Origin of the sequence: Azoarcus sp. DN11, from assembly GCF_003628555.1 — a bacterium.
In the GTDB taxonomy this organism is placed as follows: domain Bacteria; phylum Pseudomonadota; class Gammaproteobacteria; order Burkholderiales; family Rhodocyclaceae; genus Aromatoleum.
In genome coordinates this window covers 1,451,949-1,470,727 of record NZ_CP021731.1, presented here as the reverse complement: position 1 = coordinate 1,470,727, position 18,779 = coordinate 1,451,949, and the positions used below count along the sequence as shown (strand labels likewise).

Annotated in this window: 18 protein-coding genes, 2 tRNA genes, 3 rRNA genes and 1 riboswitch; of the genes, 3 read left to right on the top strand and 20 right to left on the bottom strand. The window is 62.2% G+C overall.

The genetic code is table 11. The features are described from left to right. Positions 1 to 28 precede the first annotated feature (28 nt). The 8 genes from CDA09_RS06750 to flgB form a co-directional block, all read right to left on the bottom strand. Entirely contained in the window at positions 29 to 1,141 is a 1,113-nt protein-coding gene (locus CDA09_RS06750; protein WP_121427921.1) for a flagellar basal body P-ring protein FlgI, read from the bottom strand. 28 nt (positions 1,142 to 1,169) lie between these two features. Further along, positions 1,170 to 1,844, bottom strand: a complete 675-nt coding sequence (locus CDA09_RS06745; RefSeq protein ID WP_121427920.1) for a flagellar basal body L-ring protein FlgH — start codon at positions 1,842 to 1,844, stop codon at positions 1,170 to 1,172. A gap of 10 nt (positions 1,845 to 1,854) precedes the next feature. Further along, positions 1,855 to 2,637, bottom strand: a complete 783-nt coding sequence (gene flgG, locus CDA09_RS06740; RefSeq protein WP_121427919.1) for a flagellar basal-body rod protein FlgG — start codon at positions 2,635 to 2,637, stop codon at positions 1,855 to 1,857. 137 nt (positions 2,638 to 2,774) lie between these two features. Continuing rightward, complete coding sequence (flgF, locus tag CDA09_RS06735) at positions 2,775 to 3,515, bottom strand: flagellar basal-body rod protein FlgF (RefSeq protein WP_121427918.1); 741 nt, start codon at positions 3,513 to 3,515, stop codon at positions 2,775 to 2,777. A gap of 25 nt (positions 3,516 to 3,540) precedes the next feature. Next, entirely contained in the window at positions 3,541 to 4,800 is a 1,260-nt protein-coding gene (gene flgE / locus CDA09_RS06730) for a flagellar hook protein FlgE (RefSeq protein ID WP_121427917.1), read from the bottom strand. A gap of 24 nt (positions 4,801 to 4,824) precedes the next feature. Continuing rightward, positions 4,825 to 5,502, bottom strand: a complete 678-nt coding sequence (locus CDA09_RS06725) for a flagellar hook assembly protein FlgD (protein ID WP_121427916.1) — start codon at positions 5,500 to 5,502, stop codon at positions 4,825 to 4,827. Positions 5,503 to 5,520: 18 nt separating this feature from the next. Continuing rightward, a complete protein-coding gene (flgC, locus tag CDA09_RS06720; protein ID WP_121427915.1) occupies positions 5,521 to 5,925 on the bottom strand; it encodes a flagellar basal body rod protein FlgC in 405 nt (134 codons plus the stop codon). Between the two features lie 17 nt (positions 5,926 to 5,942). Continuing rightward, on the bottom strand, positions 5,943 to 6,347 hold the full coding sequence (gene flgB, locus CDA09_RS06715) for a flagellar basal body rod protein FlgB (RefSeq protein ID WP_121427914.1): 405 nt from the start codon (positions 6,345 to 6,347) through the stop codon (positions 5,943 to 5,945). Between the two features lie 253 nt (positions 6,348 to 6,600). Between flgB and flgA the strand changes: the two genes are divergently transcribed. The 3 genes from flgA (at position 6,601) to CDA09_RS06700 (ending at position 8,180) form a co-directional block, all read left to right on the top strand. Continuing rightward, a complete protein-coding gene (gene flgA, locus CDA09_RS06710) occupies positions 6,601 to 7,305 on the top strand; it encodes a flagellar basal body P-ring formation chaperone FlgA (protein ID WP_286164398.1) in 705 nt (234 codons plus the stop codon). An 87-nt stretch (positions 7,306 to 7,392) separates the two neighbouring features. After that, on the top strand, positions 7,393 to 7,698 hold the full coding sequence (gene flgM, locus CDA09_RS06705) for a flagellar biosynthesis anti-sigma factor FlgM (RefSeq protein WP_121427913.1): 306 nt from the start codon (positions 7,393 to 7,395) through the stop codon (positions 7,696 to 7,698). Positions 7,699 to 7,706: 8 nt separating this feature from the next. After that, a complete protein-coding gene (locus tag CDA09_RS06700; protein WP_121427912.1) occupies positions 7,707 to 8,180 on the top strand; it encodes a flagella synthesis protein FlgN in 474 nt (157 codons plus the stop codon). A gap of 67 nt (positions 8,181 to 8,247) precedes the next feature. Here the strand turns inward: CDA09_RS06700 and cbpB are convergent, their stop codons facing one another. The 12 genes from cbpB to CDA09_RS06640 all read right to left on the bottom strand — a co-directional run bounded on the left by cbpB (position 8,248) and on the right by CDA09_RS06640 (position 18,511). Then, positions 8,248 to 9,657, bottom strand: coding sequence for a peptide-modifying radical SAM enzyme CbpB (gene cbpB, locus CDA09_RS06695; RefSeq protein WP_174718418.1), 1,410 nt, complete (start codon positions 9,655 to 9,657; stop codon positions 8,248 to 8,250). Next, positions 9,654 to 9,824 (bottom strand): modified peptide precursor CbpA, encoded by a 171-nt coding sequence (gene cbpA, locus CDA09_RS06690; RefSeq protein WP_121427911.1) that lies wholly within the window; start codon positions 9,822 to 9,824, stop codon positions 9,654 to 9,656. Before cbpA ends, cbpB begins: the two co-directional genes overlap by 4 nt. A 95-nt stretch (positions 9,825 to 9,919) precedes the next feature. Beyond that, positions 9,920 to 10,137: riboswitch (cobalamin riboswitch) on the bottom strand. A gap of 89 nt (positions 10,138 to 10,226) precedes the next feature. Continuing rightward, complete coding sequence (locus CDA09_RS06685; RefSeq protein WP_286164397.1) at positions 10,227 to 10,781, bottom strand: hypothetical protein; 555 nt, start codon at positions 10,779 to 10,781, stop codon at positions 10,227 to 10,229. A 190-nt stretch (positions 10,782 to 10,971) separates the two neighbouring features. Beyond that, positions 10,972 to 11,085 (bottom strand): 5S ribosomal RNA (rrf, locus tag CDA09_RS06680). An 88-nt stretch (positions 11,086 to 11,173) separates the two neighbouring features. Next, a 23S ribosomal RNA gene (locus CDA09_RS06675) occupies positions 11,174 to 14,056 on the bottom strand. A gap of 269 nt (positions 14,057 to 14,325) precedes the next feature. Further along, positions 14,326 to 14,401, bottom strand: a tRNA-Ala gene (locus CDA09_RS06670). Between the two features lie 11 nt (positions 14,402 to 14,412). Beyond that, a tRNA-Ile gene (locus CDA09_RS06665) sits at positions 14,413 to 14,489 on the bottom strand. Positions 14,490 to 14,563: 74 nt separating this feature from the next. Then, positions 14,564 to 16,099 (bottom strand): 16S ribosomal RNA (locus CDA09_RS06660). The 16S, 23S and 5S rRNA genes sit together here with 2 tRNA genes alongside, the layout of an rRNA operon. A gap of 414 nt (positions 16,100 to 16,513) precedes the next feature. Then, complete coding sequence (locus tag CDA09_RS06655) at positions 16,514 to 16,990, bottom strand: hypothetical protein (protein ID WP_121427910.1); 477 nt, start codon at positions 16,988 to 16,990, stop codon at positions 16,514 to 16,516. Next, the gene (locus CDA09_RS06650; RefSeq protein ID WP_121427909.1) at positions 16,987 to 17,487 is read right to left on the bottom strand and encodes an SRPBCC family protein; all 501 of its coding nucleotides are present in this window, start codon (positions 17,485 to 17,487) and stop codon (positions 16,987 to 16,989) included. The genes CDA09_RS06655 and CDA09_RS06650 overlap by 4 nt, the downstream gene beginning before the upstream one ends. Before the next feature lie 30 nt (positions 17,488 to 17,517). After that, complete coding sequence (locus CDA09_RS06645; RefSeq protein WP_286164396.1) at positions 17,518 to 18,132, bottom strand: hypothetical protein; 615 nt, start codon at positions 18,130 to 18,132, stop codon at positions 17,518 to 17,520. Positions 18,133 to 18,229: 97 nt separating this feature from the next. Beyond that, complete coding sequence (locus CDA09_RS06640) at positions 18,230 to 18,511, bottom strand: hypothetical protein (RefSeq protein ID WP_121427908.1); 282 nt, start codon at positions 18,509 to 18,511, stop codon at positions 18,230 to 18,232. Positions 18,512 to 18,779: the final 268 nt, after the last annotated feature.

The following is an 18,779-nucleotide window of genomic DNA, read 5'->3' as shown; positions in this document are numbered from 1 at the left end:
GACGTTGATCTGGGGGACGGCAACCATGTCAGATCACCTCCAGCTCCGCACGCAGCGACCCCGCAGCCTTCATCGCCTGCAGGATGCTCACCAGGTCCATCGGCGTGGCGCCGAGCGCGTTCAGCGCCTTCACCACGTCCGCGAGGTTCGCCCCGGCACGGACGTTGTGCAGCGTGCCCTGTTCCTGCTTGATATCGACCGCACCGCTCTGCGTCGTCACCGTGCGCCCGCCCGACAGCGGTGCCGGCTGGCTCACGGCGGTCTCGACCCCCACCGTCACGGTCAGGTTGCCATGCGCGACGGCAACGTTCTGCAGCGTCACCGTCTGATTCATCACCACCGAACCGGTGCGCGAATTGACGATCACCTTCGCCGCCTGCTGCACCGGCGTGACCTCCAGATTCTCGAGCCTGCCGAGGAAGGCAACCCGGTCAGAGGGATCGAGCGGCGCGCGCACCTGGACGGAGCGCCCGTCCAGCGCCTGAGCCGTCCCGCCGGAAGTCGCCATGTTGATCGCGTCGACGACCCGCCGCGCGGTGCCGAAATCGGTGTCCTTGAGCTCGAACACCACGAACTCGCCCTGCGCGATCGGGGTCGGCACGGCGCGTTCGACGGTCGCACCGCCGGGAATCCGCCCGGCAGACAGATGATTGATGGTCTGCGACGCACCGCCCCCGGCCGCTCCCGCGCCGCCCACGAGCAAGTTGCCCTGCGCCACGCCATACACCTGGCCGTCCGCCCCCTTCAGCGGGGTCATCACCAGAGTGCCGCCACGCAGGCTCTTCGCATTGCCCATCGAGGACACCGTCACGTCGATCTGCTGGCCGGGCCGCGCAAACGGCGGCAGGCTCGCGGTGACCATCACCGCGGCGACGTTCTTGAGCTGCAGGTTGGTGCCCGTCGGAATCGACACGCCCATGTTGCCGAGCATGTTGATGATGCTCTGCACCGTGAAAGGCGTCTGCGTCGTCTGGTCGCCGCTACCGTCAAGACCGATCACCAGACCGTAGCCGACGAGCTGGTTCTCGCGCACACCGGCAATCGTTGCCAGGTCCTTCAGCCGCTCCGCGGCGCACGCCGTTCCCGCAACCAGCAACGCCAGCGCGCACGCGAACGCGCGAAGCCCCCTAATGCGCCACATCATCGACTCCCGCGACGGACTCGAACGTTCAGAACGGCGACACCGCAACGAAGAAGCGCTGCAGCCATCCCATCGTGTTCGACTCGTCGATATAACCGCTACCCTTGTATTCGATCCGCGCATCCGCAACCTGCGTGGACTGCACCGTGTTCGCCGCCGTCACCGTGTTCGGATTGATCACGCCCGAGAAGCGGATGAACTCGCTGCCCTGGTTGATCGCCACCTGCTTCTCACCCGACACCAGCAAGTTGCCGTTCGCATACACCTCGATCACCGTCACGGTGATCGTGCCGTTGAACACGTTGTTCGCTGCCGAAGCGCCCTTGCCCTCGAAATCGGACTTCACGCCGGCCTTCAGATTCATGCCTGCCAGCCCCGCCAGCGGCACTTTCGATGCGGCCGTGATGCCGCCGGTGGTGTCTGAATCGCGGGTGGCGCTGCTGTTGGCGCGCTTCTGTGCAGTGTTGCGCTCGACGAGGTTGATCGTCAGCGTGTCGCCGACGAGGCGTGCGCGCCGGTCCTCGAAGAGCGGCCGCATCTGCGCCGCCTGGTAGATCGAGCCGTTCGTGGGCACCGTCTGCGAGCGAGCCTCCGGCCGCACCGACATCGGCTGATGCACCACCGTCGGCGGCGTGGTGTAGATCGACGCGCAGCCCGACAGCAGTATCAGGATCGACAGGACCGGCAAGCTCAGGCGGTTCATGATGCGCTCCTTACAGCTGCGTCAGCCGTCCCAGCATCTGGTCGGACGTCTGCACCGCGCGCGAGTTGAGCTCGAAGGCGCGCTGCGTCGTGATCATGTTCACCAGCTCCTCGGCCACGTTGACGTTCGAGGTCTCGACGAACTGCGGGTTGATCAGGCCGGCACCATTGTTTCCCGGCGTGTTGGGGGTCGCCGTGCCGCTTGAGACCGTCTCGCGGAACAGGTTCTCGCCTGCACTGGAGAGGCCGCCCGGATTCACGAAAGTCGCGATCTGGATGTTGCCCACCACCGTCGGCGCGGTCTGCCCCGCCTGCAACACGCTCACCGTCCCGTCCCGGCCGATCGTGATCGTCTGCGCATCGTTCGGGATGATGATCGCCGGCTCCATCGGGAAGCCACTCGCCGTCACGATCTGCCCCTGCGAATCGAGCTGGAAGGCGCCGTCGCGTGTATAGGCGGGCGTGCCGTCGGGCAGCGTCACCTGGAAGAAACCGTTGCCCTGGATCGCCATGTCGAGCGGATTGCCGGTCTGCTGCAGGTTGCCCTGCGTGTGGATGCGCTCGGTCGCCACCGTGCGCACGCCGGCGCCGATCTGCAGTCCGCTGCCGATCTGGTTCTGCTGTGTGTTCTGCGCGCCCGGCTGCCGGATCGTCTGATAGAGCAGATCCTCGAACACCGCGCGCGCGCGCTTGAAACCGTTGGTGGAAACGTTCGCGAGGTTGTTCGAAATCACGTCCAGCTGCGTCTGCTGCGCCTCGAGGCCCGTCCGTGCAATCCACAATGAGCGAATCATGATCCTGACTCCCTTTCCCTTCGCTGGCAGACGGTCTGCCTGCAGTCTCGCGGCCAGTTTACGGCGGCGCCGGACGACTCAATCGCCGGAACACCCGCCGAAAAGACCCGCTAATTTCCTGGCTCGCCCCGTCCTGCTCAACGCGCCGAGAGCAGCTGCGTTGCCGCCCGGTCGTTGGCCTCGGCGGTCTGCAGCATCTTGGTCTGCATCTCGAACTGGCGCGCCAGCGAGATCATCGTCACCATCTGGTCGACCACGCTGACGTTGCTGCCCTCGAGGAAACCCCCGGCGACGCGCGCGTTCTCGTCCAACGGCGCGGGTTGACCATTGGGCGTGCGAAACAGCCCGTCGTCGCCCCGCACCAGCGAGGCCTCGGGCGGATTCACCAGTTTCAGCCGCCCGACGACGTTCACGACGTTCTCGGCTCCGCCGGCCTGCATCGCCGAAATCGTGCCGTCCTTGCCGATCGAGATCTCGTTGTCCGGCGGTAACGTGATCGGACCGCCGTCGCCGAGCACCGGCAGGCCGCGGCGCGTCTGCAACACGCCATTCGGGCTCAGTTCGAGGCTGCCGTCGCGCGTGTAGGCTTCCCGCCCGTCGGGCAGCTGCACCGCGAGCCAACCCTTGCCCTCGACCGCCACGTCCAGCGGACGCCCGGTCTGCTGAATCACACCCGGCTCGAAATTCGTCGCCACGCTCGCATCGACGACGAAGGCCCGCGTCGCCAGCCCCTCGCCCTGCACCGGCACGGCGCGCAGCTTGTGCATCTCGGCGCGGAAACCCGTCGACGTCGCATTCGCCATGTTGTGCGACACGGCGGCCTGCTGGTCCAGCGTGGACTTCGCCCCGGTCATCGCCGTATAAATCAACCGGTCCATGTCTTACCCCCTTATCCGGAACCGATCAGCGCAGGTTGACCAGCGTCTGGAGGATCTGGTCCTGCGCGCGCACCGACTGGGCGTTGGCCTGGTAGGCGCGCTGCTGCACGATCAACTGCACCAACTCCGCCGTCAGGTCGACATTGGCCTCCTCGACCGAACCCGCATTCAGCAAACCGAGATTCGCGCTGCCCGGCGCACCGATGATCGGCTGCCCCGAATCCGGCGATTCCGCCCACAGGTTGTTGCCGAGCGACATCAGCCCGTTGGGACTCTGGAAATTCGCCATCACCACCTGACCGAGATCGCGGCTCTGGCCGTTGCTGTATCGCCCCAGGACGACGCCGTCGCTCCCGATCGTGATACCCGTCAGGCGCCCCGAGGCAAAACCGTCCTGGCGCAGCGTATTCACGCCGAACGCGCTGCCGAACTGCGACGAATCCGCCAGATTGAAGCTGATCGCCTGCGTCGCCGATGCGCCGGTGCCGGCAAATTGAGGGAAGGTGATGCTGAACTGGCCGCCTGATGTCATCTTGCCGGCCGTGTCGAACTGCAGCGGCGAACCCGGTGCGGGGATCGCGGTCGCGCTGCCCGTGCCATCCACCTGGTAGTACCCGTTCCACACGCCCGCTGCGGTCTTCTGGAAGAAGAAGGTCAGGGTATGCGCATTGCCCAGCGTGTCATAGGCGGTCGCGGACGTCGAGAAGTTGTACCCGCCCGCCGCCACGTTCGCACGATCGAGTGGCGTCGGGTTCGCCGGGTTGAAAGACGGCGAAACCGGCTCGCGCGAATCGAAGTTCATCGCCAGCGTCATCTGCGACGACGGTTTCGGTTGCACGTCCGAGAAATCGAGCTGCAGCCGCTGCGGCACCCCACCCGCCTGGATAACGCCATTCGTCGCGGCAAAACCCGTCAGCTGGAAGCCATGCGCATTGACGATGAAACCGTCCTTATTCACATCGAACTGCCCGTTGCGCGTGTACGCAATCGACCCATCCGGCGCCGTCATGCGGAAGAAGCCGTTGCCGTTGATCGCCACGTCGAGCGGGTTGTTCGTCGTCGTGATGTTGCCCTGGGAGAACAATTGCGTCACCGCGCCGATCGCCGAACCGATGCCCACCTGGACACCAGCCGCCGCACCGTTCATCGCCGCCGAGTAGACGTCGGAGAACTCCGCACGCCCCGCCTTGAAGCCCACCGTACTCGAGTTCGCCACGTTGTTGCTGATGACATCGAGGGCTTTGGACGAGGAATTCAGTCCGCTCAAGCCTTGCTGGAATGCCATGATCGTCTCCCTGGACCTTCAGTCTCAAACAATCTGCCTGACGTCGGACATCTTCACGATGCCGAGGTCGCCAATCTGGAGGTCGGTCCCCTTGGTGCCGCGCACCACGCTAGATACCGCCCCGAACTCGAGGACCTCCGCCTGCACGGACTTGCCGCCGGTCACCGCCTCGATGCTCACCTTGTACTTGCCGTTGGCCGCACGGCTGCCGCCGAGCGTCGTGCCGTCCCACTGGAAGTTGTGCGTCCCCTCGGCGAAGGACCCCAGGTTGACCGCCGCGACCTCCAGGCCCTGCGCGTCCTTGATGTGCATCGTCACCGCATCGGCAGGCACGTCGAGCGCAAAACCGCCGATCGACCCCGCGTCGCCCAGCTTCAGGCTGTTGCCCGGAATCAGCACCCCGCGCCCGACCAGCGACGCCGCCTGCAGGGACTCGGCGGACTGTTGACCGCCGAGCAGTTGCGTCAGCATCGTGTTGAGCCGCTCGATGCCATCCACCGTGCTGATCTGCGCGAGTTGCGAAGTCACCTGCGCGTTGTCCAGCGGATTCATCGGATCCTGATTCTTCAGCTGCGCGGTCAGCAGCGTGAGAAAGCGGCCCTGGCCATTCGCGTCCGCTTTCGCCTCGGGCTTGTCCTTCCGCGCGAGTAAGGCCAGTGCCGAATCTGCCGCCGCCGAAACCGTGTTGTTGACCGTTGCCATGATCCGCTCCAGGAACCCTTACTGTCCGATCTGCAGCGTACGCTGCAGCAGCGTGCGCGCCGTATTCATCACTTCCGCGTTGGCCTGGTACGCGCGCGATGCCGAAATCATGTTGGTCATCTCCTCGACCACATTCACGTTCGACATCGTCACATACCCTTCCCCGTTCGCCGCCGGATTGCTGGGGTCATACTGCAGCCGCCCCGGCTCCGCACTCTCGACGACGTCCGACACCTTCACGCCGACCCCGCCCGGCCCCGCCACCGGCGTCGCCGTGAACACCACCTGCTTCGCGCGATACGGCTGCCCGTCCGGCCCGGCGACGCTATCCGCGTTCGCGAGGTTCGACGCCGTCGCATTCAGGCGTGCGGATTGCGCATGCAGCGCCGAACCCGCAATCGCAAAAACATTGAACATGCTCATGGACGCCTGCCCTCCCCTCACTGACCGGTGATCGCCGTCTGCATGCTGCGCAGCAGGCCGTTGATGAAGGTCACGCTCGCCTCGTAATGCACCGCGTTCTCGGCGAAGGCAGCACGCTCCACGTCCATGTTCACCGTGTTGCCATCCACACTCGACTGGAACTCCCGGCGAAACCCGACGAAGGCCCCGAACGGAGTCTCCGCAGCCACGCCTAGGTGGCGCGACGACGTGCCCGTCAGTTCGAGCGGCCCCATGCGCTCGCCCATCGCCCCCTTCAACGCGGCACGAAAATCGACGTCGCGCGCCTTGTAGTTCGGCGTATCCGCGTTCGCGATGTTCGACGCCAGCATCTGCTGCCGCTGCGCCTGCAGGTTCAGGGCCGTCTGATGAAACTGCAGCGCGCTGTCGAGTTGGGTCTTCATGGCATCACCTCAAGTTCCGCCGCCAACTGCCGTAAAGGCCATCAGCCGGCATTCGCCTCATTGCACCTTCCATGCCAGGGATGTTAGTCCTGCCCCGACAAGCCGCTTGCCGCGATAAGACCGGCAAAAACCGGCCAATTCAGCCGCTTTCGACATCCCTCCGGCATCACCCGGCAAGCGCCACGGAAAATCTTGCCGGTTGCCGAGCGGCCTGCCGCATGGTGCAATGCGCGCCATGCCCGCGCCTCTTCTCATGTCCCCATCCTTCCGCCATGCCGCCGTATTCCTGCCGCTCACCCTGGGCCTCACGCTCGCGGGCGGGAACGCCAGCGCGCAGCAGCCCCTGCAACCGGTTCGGCAGGTCGTGATGACCTTTCTCGGCCAGCAGACGTCCGGCCTGCCGGGGAAAATCGGCGTCACGGTCGAGGGTCTCGACCCGCAGAACCAGCTCCCGCCGTGCGCCGAGCTCACGCCCTTTCTCCCGCCCGGCACGCGTGCGTGGGGCCGGATCAACGTCGGCGTGCGTTGCGAATCGCCCGTCAACTGGACCGTCTATGTCCCCGCCCAGGTTTCCGTCGTCGGCGAGTACCTCGTCACCGCGCGCCCCATCCGCGCGGGCCAGATCATCTCGCCCGCGGACCTCGAACGACGCACCGGCGATCTCGCCGGCGAGGCCCCCAACACGCTGACGGACATGACCCAGGCCGTCGGCCATAACGCGCGCTACACGATCGCCGCCGGCAACCCCCTGCGCGCCGACATGCTCCGCCTCCCGCAAACCGTACGCCAGGGCCAGAATGTCAAGATCGTCGGCGCCGGCAGCGGATTCACCGTCACCAGCGAAGGCCGCGCCCTGAACGCCGCCGCCGCCGGCGAACCGGTCCGGATCCGCTTGAATAACGGACAAGTCGTCTCGGGCAAGGCACGCACCGATGGCACCGTGGAGCTCGATTTCTGAGCGCTCGCACGTCGGCAAAAAAACGCCTAAAGTTTTCCCTCGGGCGGTCGTTGATACGGTCAGAGACCGCTTAATGGGAGTAGCGCCATGAAAATCGAAGGATCACTCAAATCGCCAGGGGCCGCCCCGGCGAGCGGCGCCCGTGAGAAACGCCCCGCCGCGAGCACGACGCTTGCGAGCAGCTCCTCGACCGAAGAGAAAGTCGAACTGTCGTCGCTCTCGTCCAGCCTCAACAAGGCCGAAGCGGTGATTGCCTCGACTCCCGAGGTCGACCACCGCCGTGTCGATGAAATCCGTCAGGCCATCAGCGAAGGGCGCTTCAAGATCGACGCCAACCGCATCGCCGACGGCCTGATCGAAAGCGTTCGCCAGATGCTCGACACGCAGAAATAATAAGCTCCGTGAGCCTGCAGCCCGAACTTCAGCGACTCGTCCAGCTGATCGACAGCGAAGCCGTGCTGCTGCGCGGATTCCTCGCGCTACTCGAGCGCGAGGAATCCCTGCTCATCGCCGGCGACGCCGACGGTCTGCTCGTTCTCACGCGCGAAAAAACGGAGCGCTTCCACCAGTTGCAGCGCATCCACAGCGACCGCGCCCTGCTGCTCGGCCGGCTTCGTCGCCCGAACTCCGACACCGCGATCCGCGAAGTCTGCCAACCGCTCCCCGACACCCTCAGGCGCTGGGACGAAATCCACGCACTCGCATGCGACGCGCGGGCCCGCAACGACCTCAACGGCAAGCTCATCACCGAGCGTCTCCAGCATAACCAGGCCGCGATGTCGATCCTTCTCGACGCATCCAGGCAGCCACAACTCTACGATTCCGCCGGCAACGCCCGCCCCGGCGGAGGCGGCCGCCACCTCGGCAGCGCATGAACTAAAAGGCCCGCCCGGGAACTCTCCCGGGCGGGCCCGCGCGCAATCACAGCCGCTGATGACTGGCTCAGGGCAGCACGAAGTCGAAACTGCTCTCTACCTCGGCATCCCAGCCATCCCAAAGGAAGTCGTTCGCCTTCCCGTCGGCGATCAAGCGAAAAGCATAGCGCGTCTGCTCCTCGTAGAAGCCGCAGAACGCCCCGACGCGGTCCATCCCGCCGTTCATCTCGTGCGCCTCGGCCGGGCACGGCGAGCCGCAGAAATGCCGGATCGCGCACCCCTTGCAGGGATCGATACGGTCGACGTTCCGTCCCGTCACCTTCCGGAATGCCTCGCTCTCCAGCACATCCTCGATGCGGTCGGTGAACAGGTTGCCCCCGCGGAACGCATCCAGGCCGATGAACTCGCTGCACGGGAAGAGCCCCCCGTCGGGCGCCAGGGCGAAGAACGCGCGCCCCCCACCGCACGGCGAGATATCGCACATCAGCCGGCGTGCGGTCGGTGCAAGGATCGCCAGCAGAATGTTCGCAAAGTTCGCGACCACCATCTTCCGCCCCGTCTCGCGATACAGCGCATGCGTTCGTTCCACCGCTGCGATGAAGGCACGCGCCAGCGAGTCATCATCCGGTCGCACCGTACGCGCTCCCGGCAAGGTGCAACGCACTGCATTCAGCATGCAGGTCGGCACTTCGCGGGCATGGAACAGCTCCACCAGCGGCACGAGTTGATCGAGGTTCTTCTCCGTGCACGTCGCGATCACGCTCCACGCCGAATACCCCCGCAGCGCCTCCATCGCCCGGAGCACCTTGTCGTGCACACTCTTGCCGCCGAAGGTCAGGCGGGTCGCATCGGTCGTCTCGGCCAGCGGCCCGTCGAGCGACAGGCCGATGCTCACCTGCCGATCGGCGAGAAACCCGATCGCCTCGTCATCGAGCAGCGTCGCGTTCGTTTGCACCCCGAACACGTAATCATCCTTGAACGCATCGATCGCGGCGAACAAGGCGGCCCGATTCATCAACGGCTCGGCACCGTGAAAAATCACGCGCGGCTTGCGCCCGTCGGGAAGCACCGTCGAAAAGTAGGACCGTAGCCGCCCCAGCGCGTCCACCAACCGGTCGGCGTCCATGTGCTGCCCACCGCGGCGCATTCCCTCCGGAATGTAGCAATACGTGCAGTTCAGGTTGCACCGCTCCGTCGGATTGACATAAACGGCCGAGGGCTTCAGCTCGAAACGCAGCGCATGCAACTCGCGCGCGAAATCCTTTGCCTTTGCCTGATAGTTCAACATCAAGGCACTATCGGTCAGCGTGTCCGCGAGCTTGTCCTTGCGAACGAGCGCCCAGAACGCACTGTCCGGGTCGCTCAAGGCCATATAGTCGTCATGTCCGATGTCGAACGGAATCAGGCTCGCGCCATTGCCGAGATTGGCATAACGCCCCGCAGAGGGGGCGTTGCTCATCAAAGCCGAGCCGCTCATCGCTTCTCCCTGCGATCCATCAGAACGTAGTGAGACAAACCCACCCCATCCGCCTCGCAACGCTTGCGCGTCGCGATGATCGCGGGCCTGTGCACCGGGAGCGCGCCGCTTGCAGCGGCGGGGGCGGCGTTCTTTGCGAACTCTTGCTTGATATCAGTCGAAGGCATCCGATTCTCCTGTTTGTCCAAACACAAAAACAAAAAGGGCTCCGCTGCCGCACTGCCAAGTGCGGACAGCGAAACCCTTGCCATTGGTTCCAGCTACAAAACAGTCGATTACGGCACGTCTTCTGGCTTCCGGATCAACCTGCCTGTCGCGCCTTCCCATCGTGGTACTCCACGACAGTGGCCGGATGCCCGGAATCGTTCCGTCACCCTGGCGACATTCGTCCCCGGTTACAGCGGCGGGCCCGCCACGGAATTGAGCAAGCTCGCACCGTGTTCCGACGATCGCAATTGCATCGTCATGGCCGAATCGTTCACCATTGTCCCGACGAGCATCTCTTCAGTCAATACCCTTGCCCCCACGCCTGACTGCCGATCACCGGCTGGCCCAGAGCACCTTCGCAGTCACATTCCGCCCAGGTCCTGGATGGCATCGACAACCATGCCAGTGCCGACCGCAATCATCAGGATATCGCCTGCGACGCGAACGAACTTGTGCCCCGCCGGAGGCACCCCGAGTTCGACCGTGAGCGCCGGCGGCAGATCGTAATACGCGACATCGCGCGGCAACGCACGCCCCACCGCCCACTTTCTCGCCTGCCCGGGCGGCATGCACCCGTTTCCCTTTTTCGCCAACCCCGGAGGACACCTCCCCGAACCGCCCTCGCGCGTGAAGTATTCGCGGATGACCGTCCGATCACGTTGCTCGAACCGGCTCACCACCCGCTGCGAACCTTCATCCCCCAGGCGCGCACCGCGATCACGACTGTCCCGATCCGCATCCCCGCCCTCGTCACGGTCGCGTTTGTGCTGCCCGCCCTTTCCACCATGTCCGTTCTCCCGCTGCCAACCTCCGCCACCAGCGTGATCGGGTTTTTCAGCATAGGCGACGCCAAAAACCATGATGCCGGCACAAAGCGCGGCGCACACCGCTGCCTTGCGCGATCGGATGCGATGCATGTTTTATCTCCCTTGAATGGTGTCACGCAGCGAATTGCGAAACGAACACTTCACACGGATCGGACGCCCCAGACAGCACGCTGCCTGTTGCCAGCAACATACAACAAATCTGCATGGAAACGGAATGTCCACGGTTGACGTAAAAAAGCCGCTCATCCTGGTTTAGGAGAGCGGCTTTTTTGATTGGGTAGTCTGACGATGACCTACTTTCGCACTCACGTAGAGCACTATCATCGGCGCGATCCTGTTTCACTGTCCTGTTCGGGATGGGAAGGAGTGGTTCCGGGACGCTATGGTCGTCAGACTGTAAGGGGTAACAAAGGGGGGAAGTAAAGTGTTGGTTTGTTGGTGTGATGCGTTGTGTGTGAGTTTGTTGAGCGATCCAGGGTTATAGGATCAAGCCTCACGGGCAATTAGTATCGGTTAGCTTAACGCATTACTGCGCTTCCACACCCGACCTATCAACGTTGTGGTCTTCAACGACCCTTCAGGGGGCTCGAGGCCCCGGGGAAGTCTCATCTTGAGGCGAGTTTCCCGCTTAGATGCTTTCAGCGGTTATCTCTTCCGTACTTAGCTACCCGGCGATGCGACTGGCGTCACAACCGGTACACCAGGGGTACGTCCACTCCGGTCCTCTCGTACTAGGAGCAGGTCCTCTCAAACTTCCAGCGCCCACGGCAGATAGGGACCAAACTGTCTCACGACGTTTTAAACCCAGCTCACGTACCACTTTAAATGGCGAACAGCCATACCCTTGGGACCGGCTACAGCCCCAGGATGTGATGAGCCGACATCGAGGTGCCAAACTCCGCCGTCGATGTGAACTCTTGGGCGGAATCAGCCTGTTATCCCCAGAGTACCTTTTATCCGTTGAGCGATGGCCCTTCCATACAGAACCACCGGATCACTATGACCTGCTTTCGCACCTGCTCGACATGTTGGTCTCGCAGTCAAGCCGCCTTTTGCCATTGCACTATCAGTACGATGTCCGACCGTACCTAGGCGACCTTCGTACTCCTCCGTTACCTTTTGGGAGGAGACCGCCCCAGTCAAACTGCCTGCCATGCACGGTCCCCGACCCGGATTCACGGGCCCAGGTTAGAACCTCAACGACACCAGGGTGGTATTTCAAGGTTGGCTCCACGGCGACTGGCGTCACCGCTTCAAAGCCTCCCACCTATCCTACACAAGTCCCGTCAAAGTCCAATGCAAAGCTACAGTAAAGGTTCATGGGGTCTTTCCGTCTAGCCGCGGGGAGATTGCATCTTCACAAACATTTCAACTTCGCTGAGTCTCAGGAGGAGACAGTGTGGCCATCGTTACGCCATTCGTGCAGGTCGGAACTTACCCGACAAGGAATTTCGCTACCTTAGGACCGTTATAGTTACGGCCGCCGTTTACCGGGGCTTCGATCAAGAGCTTGCACCCCATCACTTAACCTTCCGGCACCGGGCAGGCGTCACACCCTATACGTCCACTTTCGTGTTTGCAGAGTGCTGTGTTTTTAATAAACAGTCGCAGCCACCGATTCTCTGCGGCCCCTTCGCCCTTCGGATGTACTCCTACAAGCTACTGGGGCATACCTTCTCCCGAAGTTACGGTATCAATTTGCCGAGTTCCTTCTCCTGAGTTCTCTCAAGCGCCTTAGAATTTTCATCCTGCCCACCTGTGTCGGTTTGCGGTACGGTCGATCTTAGACTGAAGCTTAGAGGCTTTTCCTGGAAGCATGGTATCAATCACTTCGGTCTCAAAGAGACCTCGTCATCACGCCTTGGCTCAGCCCCGCGGATTTGCCTACGGGGCACGCCTACACGCTTAAACCGGGACGTCCAACACCCGGCTGACCTAACCTTCTCCGTCCCCCCATCGCATCTAAAATCGGTACAGGAATATTGACCTGTTTCCCATCGACTACGCATTTCTGCCTCGCCTTAGGGGCCGACTCACCCTGCGTCGATGAACGTTGCGCAGGAAACCTTGGGCTTTCGGCGAGGGTGCTTTTCACACCCTTTATCGCTACTCATGTCAGCATTCGCACTTCCGATACCTCCAGCATCCCTCTCGAGACACCTTCGCAGGCTTACGGAACGCTCCCCTACCATCTCTTGCGAGATCCGCAGCTTCGGTTCATGGCTTGAGCCCCGTTACATCTTCCGCGCAGGACGACTCGACTAGTGAGCTATTACGCTTTCTTTAAAGGGTGGCTGCTTCTAAGCCAACCTCCTAGCTGTCTATGCCTTCCCACTTCGTTTCCCACTTAGCCATGTATTTGGGACCTTAGCTGGCGGTCTGGGTTGTTTCCCTCTTGTCCCAGGACGTTAGCACCCCAGGACTGTCTGCCGTATATCACTTTGCGGTATTCGGAGTTTGCTATCGCGGGGTAGATCGCAGTGACCCCCCCAACGATTACAGTGCTCTACCCCCGCAAGTGTCCGTACGACGCACTACCTAAATAGTTTTCGGGGAGAACCAGCTATTTCCGGATTTGTTTAGCCTTTCACCCCTATCCACAGCTCATCCCCTAATTTTTCAACATTAGTGGGTTCGGACCTCCAGTACCTGTTACGGCACCTTCATCCTGGCCATGGATAGATCATCCGGTTTCGGGTCTACGCCCAGCAACTATGTCGCCCTTATCAGACTCGGTTTCCCTACGCCTCCCCTATTCGGTTAAGCTCGCTACTGAACGTAAGTCGCTGACCCATTATACAAAAGGTACGCAGTCACCCCTTGCGAGGCTCCCACTGTTTGTATGCATGCGGTTTCAGGATCTATTTCACTCCCCTCCCGGGGTTCTTTTCGCCTTTCCCTCACGGTACTGGTTCACTATCGGTCGATCACGAGTATTTAGCCTTGGAGGATGGTCCCCCCATCTTCAGACAGGATTACACGTGTCCCGCCCTACTTGTCGCACGCTCAGACCCGCCACCCATTTTTCGCATACGGGACTATCACCCTGTATTGTCGGACTTTCCAGACCGTTCTGCTAAATCGATGGTTTAGTCGTGCAGGCTCTTCCCCGTTCGCTCGCCACTACTTGGGGAATCTCGGTTGATTTCTGTTCCTGCGGCTACTTAGATGTTTCAGTTCGCCGCGTTCGCTTCCACACGCCTATGTATTCAGCGCGGGATACTCCCGAAGGAGTGGGTTTCCCCATTCGGACATCGGGGGATCAAAGCTCCATTGCCAGCTCCCCCCCGCTTTTCGCAGGCTTGCACGTCCTTCATCGCCTGTGATCGCCAAGGCATCCACCACATGCACTTAGTCGCTTGATCCTATAACGCTGGACCCTGTCGCCAGGGTTCAACCGCTACAGACGAACTCACGCTTGTGCGCATCCACCGGCCGCTGGTTCAAAGCGCCGATGAACGCAAAAATGCAATCACACCAACCCATGCAGCAACCCGCCTTTCGACCGGCTGCCGCACACTTTACTTCTTCCACTTTGTTAAAGAACACTGGCACCAAGGCCTAAGCCCTGCACACATCCCGTGCACACGGCTTAACCCTTCGTCGAGCCACCTAGCCGAGCCCACCCAACGGGTGGTGGAGGATGACGGGATCGAACCGACGACCCCCTGCTTGCAAAGCAGGTGCTCTCCCAGCTGAGCTAATCCCCCTCTCGTCTCGGTGGTGGGTCTGGTTGGGTTCGAACCAACGACCCCCGCCTTATCAAGACGGTGCTCTAACCAGCTGAGCTACAGACCCTCTCGTCAAACTCGAGGCTCTTGCCTGAACAACCGATAAGTTGTGGATACTTGGCCAACACGGCCTGTCTCTTGAAAGGAGGTGATCCAGCCGCACCTTCCGATACGGCTACCTTGTTACGACTTCACCCCAGTCATGAATCTCACCGTGGTAAGCGCCCTCCCGAAGGTTAAGCTACCTACTTCTGGTGAAACCCACTCCCATGGTGTGACGGGCGGTGTGTACAAGACCCGGGAACGTATTCACCGCAGCATGCTGATCTGCGATTACTAGCGATTCCGACTTCACGTAGTCGAGTTGCAGACTACGATCCGGACTACGATCGGCTTTAAGGGATTGGCTCCAGCTCGCGCTTTGGCAGCCCTCTGTACCGACCATTGTATGACGTGTGAAGCCCTACCCATAAGGGCCATGAGGACTTGACGTCATCCCCACCTTCCTCCGGTTTGTCACCGGCAGTCTCGCTAAAGTGCCCAACTTAATGATGGCAATTAGCGACAAGGGTTGCGCTCGTTGCGGGACTTAACCCAACATCTCACGACACGAGCTGACGACAGCCATGCAGCACCTGTGTCCTGGCTCCCGAAGGCACTCCCGCATCTCTGCAGGATTCCAGGCATGTCAAGGGTAGGTAAGGTTTTTCGCGTTGCATCGAATTAATCCACATCATCCACCGCTTGTGCGGGTCCCCGTCAATTCCTTTGAGTTTTAACCTTGCGGCCGTACTCCCCAGGCGGTCGACTTCACGCGTTAGCTGCGTCACTCAGTGAGTTACCTCTCCGAACGACTAGTCGACATCGTTTAGGGCGTGGACTACCAGGGTATCTAATCCTGTTTGCTCCCCACGCTTTCGTGCATGAGCGTCAGTATCGGCCCAGGGGGCTGCCTTCGCCATCGGTGTTCCTCCACATATCTACGCATTTCACTGCTACACGTGGAATTCCACCCCCCTCTGCCGTACTCTAGCCGTGCAGTCACAAGCGCAGTTCCCAGGTTAAGCCCGGGGATTTCACACCTGTCTTACACAACCGCCTGCGCACGCTTTACGCCCAGTAATTCCGATTAACGCTCGCACCCTACGTATTACCGCGGCTGCTGGCACGTAGTTAGCCGGTGCTTCTTCTGACAGTACCGTCATCCACCTCCCGTATTAGGGGAAGCGTTTTCTTTCCGTCTGAAAGAGCTTTACAACCCGAAGGCCTTCTTCACTCACGCGGCATGGCTGGATCAGGGTTGCCCCCATTGTCCAAAATTCCCCACTGCTGCCTCCCGTAGGAGTCTGGGCCGTGTCTCAGTCCCAGTGTGGCGGATCATCCTCTCAGACCCGCTACGGATCGTCGCCTTGGTAGGCCTTTACCCCACCAACTAGCTAATCCGACATCGGCCGCTCCAATCACGCGAGGTCTTGCGATCCCCCGCTTTCCCCCTCAGGGCGTATGCGGTATTAGCTACGCTTTCGCGTAGTTATCCCCCATGACTGGGCACGTTCCGATGCATTACTCACCCGTTCGCCACTCGCCGGCAGGCCGAAGCCCCCGCTGCCGTTCGACTTGCATGTGTAAAGCATGCCGCCAGCGTTCAATCTGAGCCAGGATCAAACTCTTAAGTTCAATCCAACAAAGCACTCAAAGAAATCATTACTGACTTACATCTGAGCACTCAATCTTTGCAACATTAAAACCGCCGAAGCAGTTCTCAGCCGCGCCAACCAAGCACCCACACTTATCGGTTGTCCAATTTTTTAAAGAACCGCTGCAGAAGCAGCGAGAAAGAGATTTTGACAAACTACCTCAACTTCGTCAAGCATCGCAGCAAACTTTTTTAAACCCGCCGCCGCCCTGCCCACCTCTTTCCTGCCCCCACCGCCGCCGCCGAAATCCGCCGCAGCGCTGAAGAGGCGCGAATTATATACACCTCAGAAAAACCGTCAAGCGCCCCCGGAAATAAAACCGCAATTCATTCGCTCTGATAAAAACCCGACCCGCCCGCGTAATTCTCGAAACGCGTGCATTCGCCGAATCGAATCAGTGGGGACGATTCGGCCGACGCGCGAGGGCGGCACAGCTCGCAAACAGTGATGCGCCGAACACGAGGTGGGTGAGGATGGTCACCCATCCGCGGGAGACGTCGAACCAGGGAAAGACGTGGGTGAAGCCGTGGAGGTTGATCACGTAGATCGCTGCGCCGTAGAGGGCGCCGAGGCCGATGGCGGCGGGGGCGGCCATGCTGCGGGCGACGGGCCAGGCGATCAGCGCGTAGATGATCGACAGGGTGAAGTGGATGGCAGTGGCCCACGCGAGGACGTCCCAGTGCCAGCCCTGATCCAGCTTCAGCGCGGGCGGCCCCATGACGACCGCGGCGGTCAGTCGGGCATCGCGCAGGAGCGTGCCGACGACGGGGGTGCCGTCGATCCACCACAGCAGCATCTGGACGAAGGTGGCGGCCGTGCCGGCGACGAACGCGGCGGCGACCGTGGCGGTGATCTCTTGCCGCAGGTTCATGAAGGCTCGTGCTCGTGACAATCCAGCGGCGCGCGGAGATGGCGGGCGAGCCCTATGCCGCCCGCGCGCATGAGGGCGTCGTGGTTCCAGCAGAACACGGGGCGAGCCAGCGGGGCGAGGAGCTTCATCCACAGGGGGTTGGTCCGGACGAGCCATTCGTAGCGCAGGATCGTGATGCCGTCCTGACAGGCGAAGTACCAGCGGCCGATGCCTTCGACCTCGCCCGCGACCTGTGCTTCGAGGAGGCGATGACGTTCGACGCGCGTGACGCAGCTGGTGAAGTGCAGGCGGTACGGCAGCCTCCCCTTCCACGTGTAGCGCTGGCGTGCGCCGACGCCATCGGCGTCACCTTCATCGAGCGAAACAACGGATTCTGCGCCGGCCCACCAGTCCGGCCAGTGTTCGGGGTGCGTGATGACGTCCCAGACGGTTTCGAGGGGCGCTCCCAGCCGCCAGAGGGTGGTGAGGTGGTATTGATTGCTGGCCGCGGGTCGCATGCTTCCTCCCTTCAGAGCGTGAAGAAACGCTCAGGAAAGACAGGGTCGAGTTCGGCATCGCTCATGTCGACGGTTTCGATGAGCTTGAGCATGGCATCGAAACTCTGGGCCTTGATCGGGAACAGGGTGTCCCGCTCGAACCAGACGCGGGTAGCGACGCACCCCGTCCGCATCGGCGCCCGGGGGGCCGGTGATTTCGACGTGGCGCGCGGGACGCTCGGAAACGGTGGCGTCGACGGGATCGGTCATGGTGCCTTGAGCGCGGAGTTCGACCAGTTTCGCGATCAACGTGCCGACGTCGGAGCGATCGATTCGGTGGCCGGCGGGGCTGCGGATCAGCGGATTGTCGGGGGCGAGATCGAAGGTCGGGAAATGGCCTTTGCCGAAGGGACGAAGGTGCGCGCGTCGCGTCGCGGGGTCGTAGATCAGGATGGCGCCGTGGTGGGGTTCGATGAACTCCAGGCGTACCCAGCCCGGTTTGCGGTAGGCGTAGGCGATCACTTGCCGCAATCCGTCTGCGGCGAGCGTGCGCAGCGTGGCGCGGTAGCTGTCGAGCGTACGGAATCGCGCCTGCGCGTGGTGCAACAGATCAGCCGGGGCGGGCTCGGCGGCGCTCGGCGCGGAGGCAGTCATCGGCGAGGTCACGCGCCGGCTCCTCGATGCTGGCACCCCCTGCCCCGCAAGGGGCGAGTCACGATCTTTTCGACGCGATCACGCACGCGGGGGCTCGCTCAGCGGAGTGTCAGAAGGTGGTGCAGTGGAAGAAGCCGCGATGCCCGATGCACGTGGTGGACGTCGGGAACCGGCTGTAGCTCGCGTAGCTCTCGTAGCGCTGCTGTGCGTTGAGCCGCAGGATGCAGTCGCGCCACTGATCGTTCTCGGCCTTGTAGCCGAGCCTTTCGCACGCGGGGCCATAGACCGTGATCATCTGTTCGACATCGCGCTCGACCTGCGCGGCACGTTCGGCGGGGGTGGCGCAGGACGCGAGCACCGCGGCGAGCGCCAGAAGGAGGACAGTACGCATTTCAGGCTCCTTGCTCGTGAAACGAGTTGCTGGTGTTCTTTCTGCTTAGAGTGAGACGCCTGCGAACGGGTTTCTGCTTTCGCGGGGAGTTGCTGGCTTGTCGTCCGGGTCGGGGCCTTCGGGCGCGAAGCGGCCGTCGGGGCGCTGCCGGCCATTGCGGCCGGGAGGATCGAGGCGCCGGGGCCGGATGGGGAGAACTGCTTCAGCAGGCGGACCATGCCACTTTGGCCTGTTCCCGGCCGGGCGCGCGATCAGGACATTCTCGGCA

What these genes read in the sequence shown, in the direction of transcription:
- CDA09_RS06750 (WP_121427921.1), bottom strand. Translation starts at nt 1,141, where the DNA reads ATGTGGCGCATTAGGGGGCTTCGCGCGTTCGCGTGCGCGCTGGCGTTG.
- CDA09_RS06745 (WP_121427920.1), bottom strand. Translation starts at nt 1,844, where the DNA reads ATGAACCGCCTGAGCTTGCCGGTCCTGTCGATCCTGATACTGCTGTCG.
- flgG (WP_121427919.1), bottom strand. Translation starts at nt 2,637, where the DNA reads ATGATTCGCTCATTGTGGATTGCACGGACGGGCCTCGAGGCGCAGCAG.
- flgF (WP_121427918.1), bottom strand. Translation starts at nt 3,515, where the DNA reads ATGGACCGGTTGATTTATACGGCGATGACCGGGGCGAAGTCCACGCTG.
- flgE (WP_121427917.1), bottom strand. Translation starts at nt 4,800, where the DNA reads ATGGCATTCCAGCAAGGCTTGAGCGGACTGAATTCCTCGTCCAAAGCC.
- CDA09_RS06725 (WP_121427916.1), bottom strand. Translation starts at nt 5,502, where the DNA reads ATGGCAACGGTCAACAACACGGTTTCGGCGGCGGCAGATTCGGCACTG.
- flgC (WP_121427915.1), bottom strand. Translation starts at nt 5,925, where the DNA reads ATGAGCATGTTCAATGTTTTTGCGATTGCGGGTTCGGCGCTGCATGCG.
- flgB (WP_121427914.1), bottom strand. Translation starts at nt 6,347, where the DNA reads ATGAAGACCCAACTCGACAGCGCGCTGCAGTTTCATCAGACGGCCCTG.
- flgA (WP_286164398.1), top strand. Translation starts at nt 6,601, where the DNA reads ATGTCCCCATCCTTCCGCCATGCCGCCGTATTCCTGCCGCTCACCCTG.
- flgM (WP_121427913.1), top strand. Translation starts at nt 7,393, where the DNA reads ATGAAAATCGAAGGATCACTCAAATCGCCAGGGGCCGCCCCGGCGAGC.
- cbpB (WP_174718418.1), bottom strand. Translation starts at nt 9,657, where the DNA reads ATGAGCGGCTCGGCTTTGATGAGCAACGCCCCCTCTGCGGGGCGTTAT.
- cbpA (WP_121427911.1), bottom strand. Translation starts at nt 9,824, where the DNA reads ATGCCTTCGACTGATATCAAGCAAGAGTTCGCAAAGAACGCCGCCCCC.
- CDA09_RS06685 (WP_286164397.1), bottom strand. Translation starts at nt 10,781, where the DNA reads ATGCATCGCATCCGATCGCGCAAGGCAGCGGTGTGCGCCGCGCTTTGT.
- CDA09_RS06655 (WP_121427910.1), bottom strand. Translation starts at nt 16,990, where the DNA reads ATGAACCTGCGGCAAGAGATCACCGCCACGGTCGCCGCCGCGTTCGTC.
- CDA09_RS06650 (WP_121427909.1), bottom strand. Translation starts at nt 17,487, where the DNA reads ATGCGACCCGCGGCCAGCAATCAATACCACCTCACCACCCTCTGGCGG.
- CDA09_RS06640 (WP_121427908.1), bottom strand. Translation starts at nt 18,511, where the DNA reads ATGCGTACTGTCCTCCTTCTGGCGCTCGCCGCGGTGCTCGCGTCCTGC.